The 15,978-nt window shown below is 73.8% G+C and carries 16 protein-coding genes; 8 read left to right on the top strand and 8 right to left on the bottom strand.

The features are described 5' to 3' along the window. Nucleotides 1–30 precede the first annotated feature (30 nt). Genes AB0L25_RS14210 through AB0L25_RS14180 form a run of 7 tightly spaced genes read right to left on the bottom strand, consistent with a single transcriptional unit; the run spans nucleotide 31 to nucleotide 6,186 of the window. The gene (locus tag AB0L25_RS14210) at nucleotides 31–933 is read right to left on the bottom strand and encodes a hypothetical protein (protein ID WP_500171915.1); all 903 of its coding nucleotides are present in this window, start codon (nucleotides 931–933) and stop codon (nucleotides 31–33) included. Further along, nucleotides 933–1,496, bottom strand: a complete 564-nt coding sequence (locus tag AB0L25_RS14205; protein ID WP_500171913.1) for a PadR family transcriptional regulator — start codon at nucleotides 1,494–1,496, stop codon at nucleotides 933–935. The genes AB0L25_RS14210 and AB0L25_RS14205 overlap by 1 nt, the downstream gene beginning before the upstream one ends. 26 nt (nucleotides 1,497–1,522) lie before the next feature. Beyond that, complete coding sequence (locus tag AB0L25_RS14200) at nucleotides 1,523–2,260, bottom strand: HpcH/HpaI aldolase family protein (protein ID WP_500171911.1); 738 nt, start codon at nucleotides 2,258–2,260, stop codon at nucleotides 1,523–1,525. Then, complete coding sequence (locus AB0L25_RS14195) at nucleotides 2,257–3,006, bottom strand: SDR family NAD(P)-dependent oxidoreductase (RefSeq protein ID WP_500172007.1); 750 nt, start codon at nucleotides 3,004–3,006, stop codon at nucleotides 2,257–2,259. Before AB0L25_RS14195 ends, AB0L25_RS14200 begins: the two co-directional genes overlap by 4 nt. 23 nt (nucleotides 3,007–3,029) lie before the next feature. Continuing rightward, a complete protein-coding gene (hisD, locus tag AB0L25_RS14190) occupies nucleotides 3,030–4,361 on the bottom strand; it encodes a histidinol dehydrogenase (RefSeq protein ID WP_500171910.1) in 1,332 nt (443 codons plus the stop codon). After that, entirely contained in the window at nucleotides 4,346–5,041 is a 696-nt protein-coding gene (locus tag AB0L25_RS14185) for an alpha/beta fold hydrolase (RefSeq protein WP_500171908.1), read from the bottom strand. Before AB0L25_RS14185 ends, hisD (AB0L25_RS14190) begins: the two co-directional genes overlap by 16 nt. Beyond that, nucleotides 5,038–6,186 carry a cupin domain-containing protein gene (locus tag AB0L25_RS14180; protein ID WP_500171906.1) on the bottom strand — a complete coding sequence of 383 codons (1,149 nt, stop codon included), beginning with the start codon at nucleotides 6,184–6,186 and terminating at the stop codon, nucleotides 5,038–5,040. The genes AB0L25_RS14185 and AB0L25_RS14180 overlap by 4 nt, the downstream gene beginning before the upstream one ends. Before the next feature lie 83 nt (nucleotides 6,187–6,269). On the opposite strand from AB0L25_RS14180, the gene AB0L25_RS14175 reads away from it, so the two are divergent. From AB0L25_RS14175 to AB0L25_RS14140, 8 genes are all read left to right on the top strand, one after another. Then, the gene (locus tag AB0L25_RS14175) at nucleotides 6,270–7,328 is read left to right on the top strand and encodes a LacI family DNA-binding transcriptional regulator (protein ID WP_500171904.1); all 1,059 of its coding nucleotides are present in this window, start codon (nucleotides 6,270–6,272) and stop codon (nucleotides 7,326–7,328) included. Between the two features lie 331 nt (nucleotides 7,329–7,659). Further along, nucleotides 7,660–8,625, top strand: coding sequence for a carbohydrate ABC transporter permease (locus AB0L25_RS14170; protein ID WP_500171903.1), 966 nt, complete (start codon nucleotides 7,660–7,662; stop codon nucleotides 8,623–8,625). Beyond that, nucleotides 8,622–9,458: a carbohydrate ABC transporter permease gene (locus AB0L25_RS14165; protein ID WP_500171901.1), complete on the top strand. Its 837-nt coding sequence runs from the start codon at nucleotides 8,622–8,624 to the stop codon at nucleotides 9,456–9,458. Before AB0L25_RS14170 ends, AB0L25_RS14165 begins: the two co-directional genes overlap by 4 nt. Beyond that, nucleotides 9,455–10,840, top strand: a complete 1,386-nt coding sequence (locus AB0L25_RS14160) for an ABC transporter substrate-binding protein (RefSeq protein WP_500171899.1) — start codon at nucleotides 9,455–9,457, stop codon at nucleotides 10,838–10,840. Before AB0L25_RS14165 ends, AB0L25_RS14160 begins: the two co-directional genes overlap by 4 nt. After that, nucleotides 10,833–11,855 (top strand): ester cyclase, encoded by a 1,023-nt coding sequence (locus tag AB0L25_RS14155; protein ID WP_500171897.1) that lies wholly within the window; start codon nucleotides 10,833–10,835, stop codon nucleotides 11,853–11,855. The genes AB0L25_RS14160 and AB0L25_RS14155 overlap by 8 nt, the downstream gene beginning before the upstream one ends. Nucleotides 11,856–11,900: 45 nt before the next feature. After that, nucleotides 11,901–13,217 (top strand): histidinol dehydrogenase, encoded by a 1,317-nt coding sequence (gene hisD / locus AB0L25_RS14150; RefSeq protein ID WP_500171895.1) that lies wholly within the window; start codon nucleotides 11,901–11,903, stop codon nucleotides 13,215–13,217. Between the two features lie 34 nt (nucleotides 13,218–13,251). Then, complete coding sequence (locus AB0L25_RS14145) at nucleotides 13,252–14,481, top strand: ester cyclase (protein ID WP_500171893.1); 1,230 nt, start codon at nucleotides 13,252–13,254, stop codon at nucleotides 14,479–14,481. 5 nt (nucleotides 14,482–14,486) lie between these two features. Then, complete coding sequence (locus AB0L25_RS14140) at nucleotides 14,487–15,281, top strand: nitrilase-related carbon-nitrogen hydrolase (protein WP_500171891.1); 795 nt, start codon at nucleotides 14,487–14,489, stop codon at nucleotides 15,279–15,281. On the opposite strand, the gene AB0L25_RS14135 is transcribed toward AB0L25_RS14140, so the two are convergent. After that, nucleotides 15,275–15,967, bottom strand: a complete 693-nt coding sequence (locus AB0L25_RS14135) for a class I SAM-dependent methyltransferase (protein WP_500171889.1) — start codon at nucleotides 15,965–15,967, stop codon at nucleotides 15,275–15,277. The two genes, AB0L25_RS14140 and AB0L25_RS14135, sit on opposite strands and share 7 nt — an antisense overlap. Nucleotides 15,968–15,978 lie beyond the last annotated feature (11 nt).

The raw sequence follows: 15,978 nt of genomic DNA, 5'->3' as shown, positions 1-15,978 counted from the left end.
GCGCGGTCACCGGCCGGCGACGAACGCGCGCTAGACGTCGAACGCGGGCTTCGGGGTGTAGTCGTCGTGGAGCAGCCCGAACCGGTGGAACAGGCCGTCGCGGGACGAGTCGGCGTCGCGGAGCGCGAAGTGCAGGTAGGCGCCGATGCCGTCCGTCCGGACGACCGCGTCCAGGACGGCTTCGAGGACTTCGGCCTGCCGTTCGGGGGTGCGGTCGGGCCCGGTCGGCCACCCGTTCTCGGTGACGTGCAGCGGAACGGAGGACGGGATCCCCGCCGACGCCATCAGGTCGCGGTGCATCGCGAGCAGCCCGGCGGTCGCGGGGCCGGGGTCGGGCGCGGGCATGAACACGTCGGGGAAGAAGTCGAGGCCGACGTAGCCGAGCGCGTCGAGGAAGGGGCGTCCGCCGAGGCCGGTCAGCTCGGCGAGGAACCCGGCGGACGGGCCGAACAGCGGCGTCGTGTTGAACCCGACGCGCAGGTCGCGCAGGCCGAGCCGGTCGGCCTCCGCGCGGGCCGCGACGACCCCCTCGACGAGGGCGCGGCGCACGTCCGGGTAGTGGCCGTCGAGGGTGGGGACGCCGGCGACGTTGGGCTCCTCGGTGATCTGCAGCGTCGCGATCTCCGGGCCGTGGCGGCGCACGACGTCGCGGACGAACTCCAGGTAGCCGGGCACGTCGCCGGATTCCGACTGGTACTGGAGGACGAGGTCGAGGCGCCGCCCGTCCCCCGCGTACTGCTCGACGTCCTGCGGGGTCTCGGTCCAGGGCCGTCCGGGGTCGGTGAAGGCGCAGTAGCCGCGCACGAGGAACGGCCCGTGCGCCTGGAGCGTCCGCAGCGCCGCGAGGATCGCGGCCGGGTCGTCGGCCGGGCCCGTGGCGAGGCCGCCCTCGTCGTCGCCGGTGATCCCACCGGGGTAGATGCCGAACTCCATCAGTCCTCCTCGACGTCGGGCCAGGCGAGCGTGCCGTCGGCGATCTCGGTGAGGACCCGCTCGACCCACGCCAGATCCGCCTGGACGAGCGCGCGCGCGTACTCGGCCTCGATGACGTACAGGCGCGGGACGTCCGCTTCGGCGAGCCCGGTGTCGAGCCGGGCGAGGTCGTCGCGGAGCCGTCCGGCCCGTTCGGTGAGGGCGTCCGCCGCCCCCTCGGGGCCCAGCGCCCCGAGGTAGGCGACGGCCGTGAGGAACACCGGGTACTCCCGCCGCGGCACCCGGATCAGCTCGTCGAGCCGCCGGGTGAACGCGTCGCGCCCGTCGCCGGTCAGCTCGTAGACGGTCCGGGCGGGCCGGGCCCCGTCCTGGACGGTCTCGCGGGCGCGGGCCCAGCCCTGCCGTTCGAGCGCCGCGACGACGTCGTACAGCGAGCCCCGGTTCGTCCGGACGTTCGTGCCGCGCTCGCGCAGCACGACGCCCATCTCGTACGGGTGCATCGGGCGTTCCATCAGCAGGCCCAGCACCGCGAGGGCCAGCGGGTTGTCCACACTTCGTGCCATAGTCGCTCCCTGATATCAGGAAGCGACTATAGCGCGGTGAGGCTCCGGAACGTCCGCAGGAGGACGTGCGCGAGGTTGTAGACGACGAGTCCCGGCGGTGCGGCGGCGGCCTGGGCCGGGTCGTTCACGATCGTCGTCATCGCCACGCCCGCCCCGGCCGCCGCCGTCCGGACGGCCTCGGTGGCGGCCCGCACGTCCGGTTCGGCGGCGCCGCCGGTCAGCCCCATCGCCACCGAGAGGTCGGCGGGCCCGACCATGATCGAGTCCACCCCCTCGACGGCGGCGATCCCGGCCGCGTCCGCGACCCCCCGCGGCGTCTCGATCATCACCACGACGACCGTCCGCTCGGCGGACCGCCGCAGGTGGTCGGGGATCGACGCCGCGCCGAACCGGCCGGCGCGGCTGTAGGTGGCGAAGCCCCGCGCGCCGAGCGGCGGGTAATGCGCGGCGGCGACGGCGGCGCGGGCGTCCGCGGCGGTGTCCACGTGCGGGACGACGATCCCGGTGGCGCCGAGGTCGAGCACCCGCAGGATCAGCCCGGGGTCGCCGGCCCCGACCCGGACCAGGACGTCCAGCCCGTGGGCCTCGGCCGCCGCGATGTGGTGCTGGAGCGCGACGAGGTCGGCGGGCCCGTGCTCGAGGTCGATCAGCACGTGGTCGAGGCCGGCGACCCCGGCGAGCTCGACGAGGAACTCGCCGGGGAGCCGCAGCAGGCCGCCGAGCGTCTTCTCCCCGGCCCGGATCCGCTGCTTCAGCCCGGTCACCGCGCCACCATCCCGGCCGACAGGTCGATGTCGGCCGCGCACAGCCCCGGCATGCCCAGCATCGCCACGAGCGCCGTCGCCACCTCGTCCTCGGTGACCATCCGGCCGAGCGCGGCACGCGAGACGAACGCGCGCTCCGCGTCCGCCGGGTCGGTGCCGGTGCGCTCCGCCTCCAGCCGGAAGTTGCGCTCCATCCGCGGGCCCGCGACCGGCCCCGGCGACAGCGTGTTGACGTTCACGCCGAGCGGCCCGACCTCGGCGGCGAGCGTGGTGGTCAGCCCGAGCACCGCCATCTTCGACGCGCAGTACGGCGTGCGGGCGGCGAGGGGCCGCTTGCCGCTGACGGACGCGACGTTGACGACGTCACCCGCACCGCGCTCGACCATCGCGGGGAGGAACGCCCGGCACATCAGGTAGACGCCGCGCACGTTCACGTCGAACACCGCGTCCCACTCGCCGGGCTCGATCTCGACCAGCGGCTTCACCGGACCCGGGACGCCCGCGTTGTTCACCAGGATCGACACCGTCTCGTCCGCGAGATCCCCCGCGAGCGCCGCGACGCTCACCGGATCCGACACATCGCAGACCGCGGCCCGTCCGGGAACCGGCAGACCGGCGACCACCGCGTCGAGCTTCGCCCGATCGCGCCCGACGACGATCACCCGGGCCCCCGCCCGAGCAAGAGCCCCCGCCATCGCCGCCCCCAACCCGTTACCGCCACCGGTAACGAGCGCCGTCCGCCCCACCACGGCCCCGCCGGGACCGGCGGTCACGACGGGTCTCCGGCGAGCGCCGCGCGGGCGTCGTTCAGCCAGGGGAAGGAGGCGTCGCCGAACTTCGCCGCGCGGACGTCGCCGGAGCGGGCGTGGCCCTCGAACAGTTCGACGCGGGCGGCGCGGCCGCACACCTCGCCGAGGCGGGCGCTCGCCGCCGGGTCCGTGACCTCCTGGTACGTGACGGTCTTCAGGTACTTCCCGACCCACAGGCCGCCGGTGTAGCGGGCGGCGCCGCGCGTGGGCAGGACGTGGTTCGTGCCGATGACCTTGTCGCCGTACGACACGCACGTCCCCTCGCCGAGGAACAGCGCGCCGTAGTTGCGCATCCGGTCGAGGGCGCGGCGCGGGTCGGCGGTCAGCACCTCGACGTGCTCGGACGCGTACCCGTCGGCGACCTCGAACGCCTCGTCGACGGAGTCGACCACGACGATCTCGCCGTGGTCGCGCCAGGCCGGTTCGGCGAAGTCGCGGGTGGGCATGCCGGGCAGCAGCCGGTCGATGTGCGCCGCCACCGCGTGCCCAAGGTCGGCGGAGGTGGTGACGAGGACGGCCGGGGAGTCGGGGCCGTGCTCGGCCTGCGAGAGCAGGTCGACGGCGACGGTGAACGGGTCGGCGGTCTCGTCGGCGATCACCAGGATCTCGGTGGGGCCCGCGAACAGGTCGATGCCGACCTCGCCGAACAGCTGCCGCTTCGCCTCGGCCACGTACGCGTTGCCCGGCCCGGCGAGCAGGTCGACGCGCCCGATCGTCTCGGTGCCGACGGCCATCGCCGCGACCGCCTGCACGCCGCCCAGCAGGTGGATCTCGTCGGCGCCCGCGAGGTGCATCGCCGCGACCGTCGCCGCCGGGATCTCGCCGCGGATCGGCGGCGTGCACGCGACGACGCGCGGCACCCCGGCGACCTTCGCGGTCACGATCGTCATGTGCGCGGACGCCGTCAGCGGGTAGCGGCCGCCCGGCACGTAGGCGCCGGCGGCGGAGACGGGCACGTGCCGCTGGCCGAGCCGGACGCCCGGCAGCGTCTCGGCCTCGAAGTCGGTCATCGAGTCGCGCTGCAGCTTCGCGAACCCGCGGACCTGCTCCTGCACGAACTCGATGTCCTCGATGACCTGCCGGGGGACGCCCGCGACGATCCGCTCGACCTCGGCGTCCGACAGCTTGAACGACGGCGGCGTCCAGTCGTCGAACTGCTTCGAGTAGTCGCGGACGGCGGCGTCGCCGCGCTCGCGGACGTCCGCGATGATCGCCTCGACGCGGGTGCGGACCTCGCCGAGGTCGCGCGCGACGCGCTCCTGCGGCACCGGCTTCTTCAGCACGTGGGGCACGACGCCCTCCTGTTCGTTGTGGGTTGTTCGTCCAGCCATTCGCGAAGCACCCCGGCGAGGACGCGGGGACGCTCGATCGGCAGCAGGTGGCCCGCGCCGGGCAGCACGCGCAGGCGCCCGGACGGTGCGGTCTCGGCGATGTGCCGGTGGAACCCGACCGGGCACAGCGCGTCGGCGCTGCCGCACACCGCGAGCACCGGGCAGGTCGCGGCGGCGAGCGGCGCGGACGCGTCGCGGCGGGTCGCCTGCGCGGCGAGCTGCGCGCGGAACACGTCGGGGCCGGTCCGGTGCGCCATGCCGAGGAACCGCTCGTCGTGCCCCGGCTCGGCGAACATCGTCGGGAGGATCTCGCGGACGACGTCGCCGAACGCGCCGCACTCCGTCCGGCGGGCCATGCCGCGCCAGCCGTCGAGCTGGGCCGGGGTCGGGGCGCCCGCGTTCGTGGAGATCGCGCAGAACGCGGCGACCCGCTCGGGCGCGAGGCGCAGCACCTCGAACCCGACGATCGCGCCGAGGCTCAGCCCGACGAGGACGAACGGGCCGTCCGCGGCGGCGAGCACCTGCCGGGCCATCCCGGTGATCGTCGGCTCGGTGATCGCGACGGGCGTCCCGGGGACGTCCACGCCCGACCACAGGTCGGCGTCGCAGAGCATCCCCGGCACGAGCAGCGTCGGGATCATCGCGGGATCAGGTCGGCGGGCGCGAGGTAGCCGCCCGGGTCGAGGGCGACGCCCGCGTCGGCCGCGGCCTTGACGACGTCGTCGTCCCACTCCAGCCGGACGCGGCCGTCGCCGCCGTTCACCACGACCATGGACGCCTCGCCGTCCCCGGCGTTGCGGAGCGAGCGCCAGGCGTGCGCGGGAACGGACAGCATGTCCCACGGGCCGAGCCGCACGGTCAGCTCCTCGCCCGGCCCGTTCAGCACGACCTCCCACTCGCCGTCCTTGACCATCAGCACCTGCGACTCGCCGTGCCGGTGCCGGTGGACGCCCTCGCCGGGACGCGCCCGCAGCCACGCGACGTTGTGCCCGTGCGGGTTGTGGACGACCGGCTCCTGGAAGCGGTCCTCGGTCATGCCGTAGCCGATGACGGCCGCGAGCCGCGCGCCGCCGCCGGGCAGGCCGGAGTCGAGGAACGGCGCGTCGCTCCAGGCCAGGTCGTCCGGGGTGGCGACGCGGCGGCGCAGCTCGTCGGCCGTGTAGGTGCGCAGCGCCGCGATCCGCTCCGGCGAGATCGGACGGACGGTGCGCGCGCCCTCGGGGACCGTCTCGCCCGCGACCGTGTCGACCAGCTCGCCCGCCTCGGTGAGGAACAGCCCGTGGTCGGCGGCCTCGCGGAGCACCGACGGGCCCCAGATGATGCCGCCCGTGTCGTCCTCGCCGAGGGTGGTGAAGAGCCAGCCGTCGTCGGGTCCGGTGTTGGTGAACCCGCGGAAGATCCACGTCGGGATGGACGCGATGTCGCCCTCGCGGAGCAGCAGCTCGCCGTCCGTCCCGTCCGCGCCCCACCGCAGCAGGAACTCGCCGCGGAAGCACAGGAACACCTCGGCGGTGAAATGCAGGTGCAGGCTGTTCGTCACGCCGTTCGGCATCGCCGCCGCGCCGATGTTGTAGCCGTGCGGCTCGCGCAGGTTGATCACCTGGCCGGGGCTCTGGCTCACCCCGGGGCCGATCATCGCGTAGTTCTCCTTGCGGTCCGATCCGGGCGTGCGGCAGTCGATGAACGCCTGGTCGCAGGAGACGAAGTCGTCCCGCCGGATCGTCCGCCGGGCCAGCTCGGCGGCGGTCACCGGGACCCGCCGCGGGTCCGCGTCCTGAGTATTCATACGTATGCACACTACGCGCAGCGGGTGCGGTGTTGTCAATCGCCGTAGGCCGAAACGGCTTCGGACAGCCGGTGAATAGACGTATGCTTGCCTGCATCGTTCGAGGGGCCGCCGTCCGGGGCGCGCAGGCGTGGAGGCAGCAGGTGGGGATCACGAGCCGCGACGTCGCCCGGCTGGCCGGCGTCTCCCAGCCCACGGTGTCGCGGGCGCTGCGCGGCGACGAGCGGGTGTCCGCCGCGACCCGCGCGAAGGTGCGCGAGGCCGCCCGGGCCCTCGGCTACGTCCCGAGCGAGGCGGGCCGCAGCCTGTCCACCAGCACGTCCCGCCGCATCGGGGTGCTGGTCACCGACCTCACCAACCCCTTCTACCCGCACCTCGTGGGCCCCCTCCACGACGAGCTGGGCCGGCTCGACTACCGCATGATGCTGTTCACCGAGCGCACCGACGAGGCCCTCGCCTACGAGCGGCTGCTCGACCGGTCGATCGACGGCGTCGTCCTCGCCACCACCACCCTCGGCTCCGACCTGCCCGCCGAGCTGCGCCGCCGCGAACTTCCGTTCGTCTACCTCAACCGCGAGGGCGGCACCCCCGGCGACGCCGTCGTCGTCGACAACCGGCGCGGCGCCGGGTTCGCCGCGCGCGAGCTGGTCGGGCTCGGGCACGAGCGGATCGCCGGCATCTTCGGGCCCGAGGACACCAGCACCGGCCGCGACCGCGAGTACGGCCTGCGGCTCGCGCTCGCCGAGGCCGGGATCGGGCTCCCCGAGTCGCGCGTCCGGCGCGGCCCCTTCGAGTTCGACACCGGGTACGCGGGCCTCACCGGCCTGCTCGCCTCCAGCGAGCCCCCGACCGCCGTGTTCTGCGGGAACGACGTCATCGCGATCGGCGCCCTGGACGCCGCGCGCCGCTTCGGCGTCCGCGTCCCGGACGACCTCACGGTCATCGGCTTCGACGACATCCCGATGGCGTCGTGGGCGTCGTTCGAGCTGACGACCGTCCGGTACGACCTCGGGGAGATGGCGGCCACGGCCGTGCGGATGCTGATCGACCGGATCACCGGCAAGGCCGGGGACGAACCGGCCCGCGTGGTGCTCGACCCCGAGTTCGTCCCGCGCCACACGCACGCCGCCCCGCCCGCCTGACGCTCCCGCGCCCTTCCCGCTCCACGCCCCTCTCCGCCGCCCCGCGCGCCCGCGGATCGCCCCCGCGACACCGGACGTCCAACGAGTCATGCATACGGATATGCATAACGGCGGATCCCGAGGTCACCCTGCCGCGACGCCCCGTCCATGATGATGAGCTGCGTGAACACCGAGGGGTCGACACCCGTCCACGTCCGTAAAAAGTCGGCGACGGGGTGTTGAATCGGCGTTGTGAATACGCATACACTGCCCGGACCTGAGACCCCCGTCACCTCACGGCGAAGGAGCCCGCAGTGGAATCGAGGTCCCCAGCCCCCGCCTGGACCGAGCCATGGTGACGGCGACGGCCGAGCGCTCCGCCGCGTCCGGCGCCGCCCCGGCCGGGCGGCCGCCCGGGTCCGGCGCGGGGCGCGGGCGGCGGATGCGCCGGGCGGCCCAGCCGTACCTGCACCTCGCCCCCGCCCTCGCCGCGGTCCTGCTCACCACTGTCTACCCGCTGGTCTCGGCGCTCGTGACCGGCTTCCGGCACTGGCGGCTGAACGAGTCCACGGCGCCCGGCGGGTTCGTCGGCCTGGAGCAGTACCAGCGGGCGTTCCAGGACGACACGTTCTTCAACAGCGTCATGGTCACGCTGTGGTTCACCTTCGTGTCGGTGGTGCTGTCGGTCGGGATCGGGCTCGCGATGGCCCTGATCCTCAACCGGCGCGGCCCGCTCACCGGGCTGACCAAGGCGCTGCTGATCCTGCCGTTCGCGGTGGCGCCCGCGCTCAAGGGCTTCTCGTGGCGGTTCATGATGAACCCCGACCACGGCGTCTACGACAAGATGATCGACGCGGTGTTCCCGTTCGCCGCCGACGTGAACTGGCTCGGGGAGCCGTTCTGGGCGCAGATGGTGCTGGTCCTGACCGAGGTGTGGGGCTGGGCGCCGCTGATCGCGCTGATGCTGCTCGGCGGGCTCGCGTCCGTCCCGCCCGAGGTGAACGAGGCCGCGCGGGTCGACGGCTGCTCGGCGTGGCAGCGGTTCCGGCACGTGACGTTCCCGCTGCTGCGGCCGCTCCTGCTGATCGTGATCTTCCTCAAGGCGGTCTTCTCGCTGAAGCTGTTCGACCAGGTCGTCACCATCACCGGCGGCGGGCCGGGCCGGGCGACCGAGACCCTCAACTTCTACGCCTACACGCAGGGCTTCACGTTCCTCGACATCGGCTACGCCTCGGCCGTCTCGTGGATCCTCGTCGTCGCCCTCGGCGTCGTCGCGACCGGCTACCTGATCGTCATGAACCGGCAGGAGGCGAAATGACCACCCGTGACCTGACCGCGCGGAGGGCGCTGGGCGGCGGGCTGCACCTCGTCGCCGTCCTGGCGATCCTGTTCTTCGTCCTGTTCCCGATCGTGTGGCTCGCGATCACCGCGTTCCGCCCGGCGGCGGAGGCGTTCTCGACGTCCCCGGTGTTCGCGCCGACGCTGGAGAACTTCCGCGCGATCATCGGCGGGGAGAACGACCTCACCGCCGCGGCCGTGAACAGCGTCGTGGTGGGCGTCGCGACCACGCTGATCTCGCTGCCGATGGCGCTGCTCGCCGCGTACGCGTTCTCCCGGCACCGTTTCCCCGGGCACCGGTCGATGCTGCTCGCGATGGTCGCCACCCAGTTCATCCCGGGCGTCGCGATCGCGCTGCCGTTCCTCACCCTGTTCCACGACCTCGGCCTGCTCGACACCCGCACGTCGCTGGTGATCGTGAACCTGTCCCTCGTCGTCCCCTACATCACCTGGCTGCTGAAGGGGTTCGTGGACGGGCTGCCGATCGAGATCGAGGAGGCCGCGCGGCTCGACGGCTGCGGCCAGGTCCGGCTGCTGTGGCGGGTGGTGACGCCGCTGGCCGCGCCCGGCCTGTTCGTCTGCGCGGTGTTCTCGTTCCTGCTGTCGTGGAACGAGTTCCTGTTCCCGACGTTCCTCGCCAAGGAGAACGCGACGACGCTGCCGGTCGGGCTGATGACGCTCGTCCGTCCGGAGGGCGTCGCGTGGGGGCAGATGGCCGCCGCGGGGCTGCTGGTGATGGTGCCGATGCTGGTGATGTCGCTGTTCGTCCGCAAGCACTTCGCGCAGGGCATGACGATGGGAGCGATCAAGTGAAGCGAGGGTTCCTGCGCCGGCGGGCGTCCCGTCCCGCCGCGGCCGCGCTCGCGGCCGTCCTGCTCGCCGCCGGGTGCGGGACGGACGCCGAGCGGCACGAGCTGACGGACGTCGTCCGCGCCGGTCCCGTCGACGACCTCGGGCTGCGCACCGGCAAGCCGTACGACGGGCAGAAGATCCGGCTGCTGATCTGCTGCAACACCGCCGCCCAGTTCCTCGCGATGCAGGACCGGACGGGCGCGGAGTTCACGAAGCGGACCGGGATCGAGGTCGAGTGGGCCAACATCCCGTACGAGTCGTTCCTGCAGAAGATCGTCGCCGAGAGCGCGCTCGGCACCGGCACCTACGACCTGGTCGCCTGGACGGACGCGTTCGGCGCGTCCGTCCGGCTCGGGGTGCAGCCGCTCGACGGGGTGATGGAGCGGGCCGGCATGACCCTCGAGGACTACCCGCCGCCGTTCCGGGAGGCCGCGACCGCCGGGGACCCGGGGACGACGTACGGGCTGCCGATCCGGGGGTACGCGTACTCGCTGTACTACCGGCAGGACGTCTACGAGAAGTTCGGGTTCGAGCCGCCGGAGACGTGGGACGACTACCTCGGGCAGCTCGCGAAGCTGAAGGAGTCGAGCCCGCGGCACCCGATCGCCGGGCAGTACGGGCGGGGCAGCGGCCAGAACCTGTTCACGTGGCTGTCGATGCTGTGGAGCAACGGCGGGGAGCTGTTCGACGAGGCCGGGAACGTGGCGTTCACGAGCCCGCAGGGCGTCGAGGCCACCGAGAAGTACATCGAGATGATCCGCGCGGGGTACAGCCCGCCCGCGTCGGCGAACTGGACCGAGACCGACTCCACGCAGTCGATGGAGCAGGGCCACGCGGACACCGTCCTCACCTGGACCTGGCAGTACGACGACTTCACGAACCCGGCGAAGGTGAAGCCGGAGGTCGCGGAGAACATCCGGGCCGCGCAGCTCCCCGGCTGGGAGGGCGAGAAGCGCGCGTCCTACGGCATGACGTGGCTGATGGGCGTGCTGCGCAGCTCCGAGAAGCAGGGCGCGGCGTGGGAGTACCTCAAGTGGGTGTCCAACCCGAAGACCGAACGGGCCATCGCGCTCGACAAGTCGAAGCCCGACCAGGCCACGAGCATCACCGTCCACACCTCGAACATGCTCGACCCGGAGGTCAACGAGGTGAACGGCGGCATCCCGAAGCTCCAGTACGAGGCGCTGCGCACCGGCCGCGTCATCCCGACCTCGATCAACTGGCCGCAGATCCAGGACACCCTCGAGGTCGCGATCAACGAGATGGCGCACGGCGCGGACGTCCGGTCCGAGCTGCGGAGCGCCGCCGCCCGCATCAAGAAGATCGAGGAGACCGGTGGCTGAGGCGGGAACGTTGCAGGAGGTCGCGTACGCGCCGTACCGCGACCCCGAGGAGTTCATCACCGAGTGGACCGACCGCATCTGGGTGCGGCGCGGCGTCGGGCTGATCCGCGAGAACTACGCGGCGGACTCGATCGTCCACGGCGCCTACGGGACGGTGCGCGGCGTCGAGCCCGTCGTGGCGTCCACGCTGCAGAAGATCAGCGCGTTCCCGGACCGGGTCGGGCAGGCCGACGACGTCGTGTGGGAGGCGCGCGGCGACGACGCGTTCGTCAGCTCGCACCGCGTGTTCAGCGCGGGCACCCACACGGGCGTCTCGCACTACGGGCCGCCGACGCACCGCCCGTTCGTGTCCCGCACGATCGCCACCTGCCTGTACCGGCGCGGTGTGATGGAGGAGGAGTGGGTCGTGCGGGACGAGCTCGCCGTCGTCCGGCAGCTCGGCCTGGACCCGGACGCCGTCGCGCGCGGCCTCGCGTTCCCCGCGGGCGGCGGGCGCATCCTCGGCGACCCGCCCGCCGACCCGCTGACGTGCGGCGACTCGGGCCCGCGTCCGGCGGGCGGGGCGCGGCGCGGCGAGTGCGAGCACGTCCTCGGGCTGATCGAGGACGTGTGGAACGGGCGGCGGCTGGACCGCGTCGCCGACTTCGTCGCCCGCGACGTCACCTGCCACACCACCGGGCACCGCGACGTGATCCGCCCGGACGGCTACCAGCGCGCCCTCCTCGACCTGCTGGCCCCCTTCCCGGACGCCCGGATCGAGGTGCGGGACGTCGCCGCGCACGACTCGGCGGCGCACGGCGGCGTGCGGGTCGGCGTCGTGTGGTTCCTGCGCGGCGCGTACGGCGGGACGCCCGCGTACGGGGCGCCGACGGGCTCGCCGGTCGAGGTGCTCGGCGCGTCCCAGTTCCTCTTCCGGGACGGCCGGATCGTCCGGGAATGGCGGATCTACGACGAGATCTCCGTGCGCGCGCAGATCGCGCACGCCCGCGGCGACGAACCGTCCCCCGCGAACTGAGCCGCACCAACTGACCGTTCTCTCCCCTTCTTGAAAGGTTGATCCATGCGTTTCTCCCCCGCCCGGCTCGCCGAGCTCGAAGGGTCCTACCGGATCCTCAAGGCCCCGGGCTCCACGCGTCCGGCCGCGCAGACCGACCCGGCCGTCGCCGCACGGGTGTCGTCGATGCTCGCCGACATCGAGGCCGGCGGCCTGGACGCCGTCCTGCGGTACGCGCGGGAGCTGGACGGCTGGGACCGGCCGGACGTCGAGGTCTCCGGCGCCGACCTCGCCCGCAGCGGCGACGCGCTCTCCCCCGAGCTGCGGGACGCGCTGGCGCTCGGCGTCGAGCGGACCGCGGCGTTCGCCCGCGAGCAGCGCTCCCGGCTGACCGACTTCGAGACCGAGCTGGCGCCCGGCCTGGTCGCCGGGCAGCGGTACGTGCCGGTGCAGCGCGTCGGCGCGTACCTGCCCGCGGGCCGGTTCCCGCTGCTCGCCGGGGCCTGCATGACGGTCGGCGTCGCGAAGGTCGCGGGCGTCGGGACGGTCGTGGCGTGCACCCCGCCGCGTCCGGACGGCAGCGCCGACCCGGCCGTCCTGTACGCGGCGCACCTGTCGGGCGCCGACCGCGTGTTCGTGCTCGGCGGCGTCCAGGCGCTCGCCGCGATGGCGTTCGGGCTGCTCGGCGAGGCCCCCGTCGACATGCTCGTCGGCCCCGGCAACGCGTACGTGGCGGAGGCGAAGCGGCAGCTGTTCGGGACGGTCGCGATCGACCTGCTCGCCGGGCCGTCCGAGGTCGCGGTGCTCGCCGACGACACCGCCGACGCCGAGCTCGTCGCGGCCGACCTGCTCGGGCAGGCCGAGCACGGCACCGAGTCCCCGGCGGCGCTCGTCACGACGTCCGAACGGCTCGGGCTCGCGGTCGTCGCGGAGGCGGAGCGGCAGCTCGCGGCGCTGAAGACCCGCGACATCGCCGGGCCCGCCTGGCGCGACTTCGGGTCGGTGACCTGGGCCGCGGACGAGGCGACGGCCGTGGCGCTGATGGACGACCTCGCCCCCGAGCACCTCGAGATCCTCACCGCCGACGACGACCGGTACCTGGACGCCCTGCACAACTACGGGTCGGCGTTCCTCGGGCCGTGGAGCACCGTCGCGTACTCCGACAAGGGCATGGCGGGCACCAACCACGTGCTGCCGACGGCGGGCGGCGCGCGGCACAGCGCCGGGCTGTCGGTGTCGCGGTTCCTCAAGCCGCTGACCTACCAGCGCGCCGCGCGCGAGGCGACCCCGCTGCTGGCCGAGGCCGTCGAGGTGATCTCCTCGTACGAGGGGATGGCCGCGCACGGCGCGACCGCGACGCTCCGGCTCGCCCGGTACCGCTGATCCCGTCCACGAACGACACGAAAGGCTGGCGAACATGGCGGACGACGAGCGCCGCGACGAACGGAACGACGAACAGGCCGGAACCGGCGGCGAGGGCGAGCGTGCGGCGGGCGGCGGCCGGATCCCCGACCGGGCGCCGGGGGCGGCGGTCGCGATGTCCGCGCCGGTCCCGCGGACCATGCCGTCCGACTTCCGCATCTCGCTGCGGCCCGGCCACGGCGCGGACGTCCCGGGGACGGTGCACGGCGCGCGGCGGCAGCCGATGCGCGGGTTCGAGGACGCCTACACCGACATCGTCGACTACATCGTGCGGATCACCCACCGCATCTGGGAGGACCAGGACGTCGGCTACATCTACGACACCTACAGCCCCGGCTGCCGCCTCTACGACGACACCGGGTTCAAGTACGGCGTCGAGCAGCTCGTCGGTGGAACGATCCAGAGCATCAACGCCTTCCCCGACTGCCGGCACTACGCCGACGACGTGATCTGGGCGGGCGACGAGGACCACGGGTTCGTCACGTCGCACCGCGCGATCAACATCGGGCACCACACCGGGCCGTGGCGCTGGGGCCCGCCGACCGGGCGCCGCATGGAGACGTGGGTGATCGCGAACTGCGTCGTCCGGGAGAACGAGATCTACGAGGAGTGGGTCCTCTACAACACGGCGGCGAAGCTCGCGCAGCTCGGCGTCGACGTGCGGGAGGCCGCCCGGATCTACGGCAACGAGGGCGGCGTCGTGCCGCTCGGCGAGCGCGGCGTCACCGAGGTCGAGCGGCTCGCCGGGGGCCGCCGGCCGCAGCCGTACCCGGCGGCGGACCCGCGCGCCGGGTTCGACCTGGAGCACACGGTCCGCGCGCTGTTCCACGACACCTACAACCGGCGCGACCTCAGCGCGATCGACCGCGCGTACGCGCCGAACGTCCGCTGGCACGGGACGTCGAACCGGTCCGGGTACGGGCGCGCGGACGTCCGCGGGATGGCGCGGAACCTGCTCGCCACGTTCCCCGACCTGGGCATGCAGGTCGACGAGGTGTACTGGATGGGCAACGACCGCGACGGGTACGCGGCGTCCGTCCGGTGGACGGCGGCGGGCACGCACCGCGGCCACGGCCTGTACGGGCGCCCGACGGGCCGGCGCGTCCACCTGTGGGGCATCTCGCAGCTGTACTTCTCCGGCGGCCGTATCGTCGAGGAGTGGACGCTGTTCAACGAGTTCGACGTCCTCGCGCAGCTCCTGCGCGACGACCCGCCCGCGGCCTGACGTCCGTGACCCGGATCGTCTGCGCGCAGCTCGCGCCGGTCGTCGGCGACCTGCGCGGCAACCGGGCGCGGTCGGCGGCGGCGGTCCGGGACGCGGCCGCGCTCGGCGCGCACGTCATCGTGCTGCCCGAGCTGGTGACGTCCGGGTACGTGTTCGCGTCCGCCGCCGAGGCCGCGTCCGTCGCGATCACCCCGGCCGACCCCGTCTTCGCGGCGTGGGCGGACGCGGCGGGCGGCGCCGTGGTCGTCGGCGGCTTCTGCGAGCGGGGCCCGGACGGGCGCCTGTACAACAGCGCCGCCGTCGTCGACCGCGGCGCGGTCGTCGCCGTCTACCGCAAGACGCACCTGTGGGACACCGAGAAGCGGGTGTTCGCGGCGGGCGGCCGTCCGGTCCCGGTCGTCCGGACGACGGCCGGGCCGATCGGCGTCCCGATCTGCTACGACCTCGAGTTCCCGGAGGTGACGCGGGCGCTCGCGCTCGGCGGGGCGCGGCTGCTCGCGGCGCCGGTGAACTGGCCGCTGGTGGACCGCCCGGCGGGCGAGCGGCCGCCGGAGGCGGTGATCGCGATGGCCGCCGCCCGCGTCAACCGGGTGTTCGTCGCCTGCTGCGACCGGACGGGCGACGAGCGCGGCGTCGCCTGGACGGGCGGCACCGTCATCGTCGGCGCGGACGGCTGGCCGCTCGCCACGGCCGCCGCGTCCGGGTTCGCGGTCGCGGACGTCGACCTGGCGGACGCGGCCGACAAGACCGCGAGCCCGCGCAACGACCTGCTGGGCGACCGGCGCCCCGAGCTCTACTGAACGCGGGGGTCGGGAATGATCCGGAACGCGACGAACGCCGGGAAGGTGCTCAGGGACGCGTGGTCGTCCGGGTGGCTGTCGGCCATCTCCGGGACGGGCCGCGGTTCGAGCAGCTCCTCGATGAGGAACCCGGCCCGCCGGAACACGGCGTTGAGGTCGGTGAGGGGCCGCCGCCACGCGCGGATCGGCCAGTCGTGGTCCCCGCTGAGCGACTCCTCGACCACCTCGACGTCGAAGTAGGAGCCGCCGAGCCGCTGCCACGACTTCGCCGGGTGCTCGGTGGACAGGACGACCGCGCCCGCGGGCGTCAGCACCCGGCGGAACTCGCGGAGCAGCGCGACCGGATCGTCCAGGTAGTGGACGGCGAGGGCGAGGACGACGACGTCCACCGAGCCGTCCGGCACCCAGGTCAGCGGCTCGGCGAGGTCGTGCACCCGCAGATCGGCGCGCCCGTCCGTCCGCTCCCGGGCCAGCTCGACGAGCGTGGGGCTGGCGTCGCAGCCGAGGACCCGCGCGCCCCGCTCCAGCAGCTCCGCCGCGTACAGGCCGGGGCCGCACGCCGCGTCGAACACCGTCGCGCCCGCGACGTCGCCCGCGAGGCCGAGCACGGCCGGACGGTCGTAGAGGGCGTTGTAGGCGCCGGTCTCGGCGTGCGCGGCGTATTCACGGGCGAAGCGTTCGTACATGCCCCCGATCA

Origin of the sequence: Spirillospora sp. NPDC052242 (assembly GCF_040679555.1) — a bacterium.
Classification (GTDB): Bacteria; Actinomycetota; Actinomycetes; order Streptosporangiales; family Streptosporangiaceae; genus Spirillospora.
This window is presented reverse-complemented; position numbering and strand designations above follow the sequence as displayed.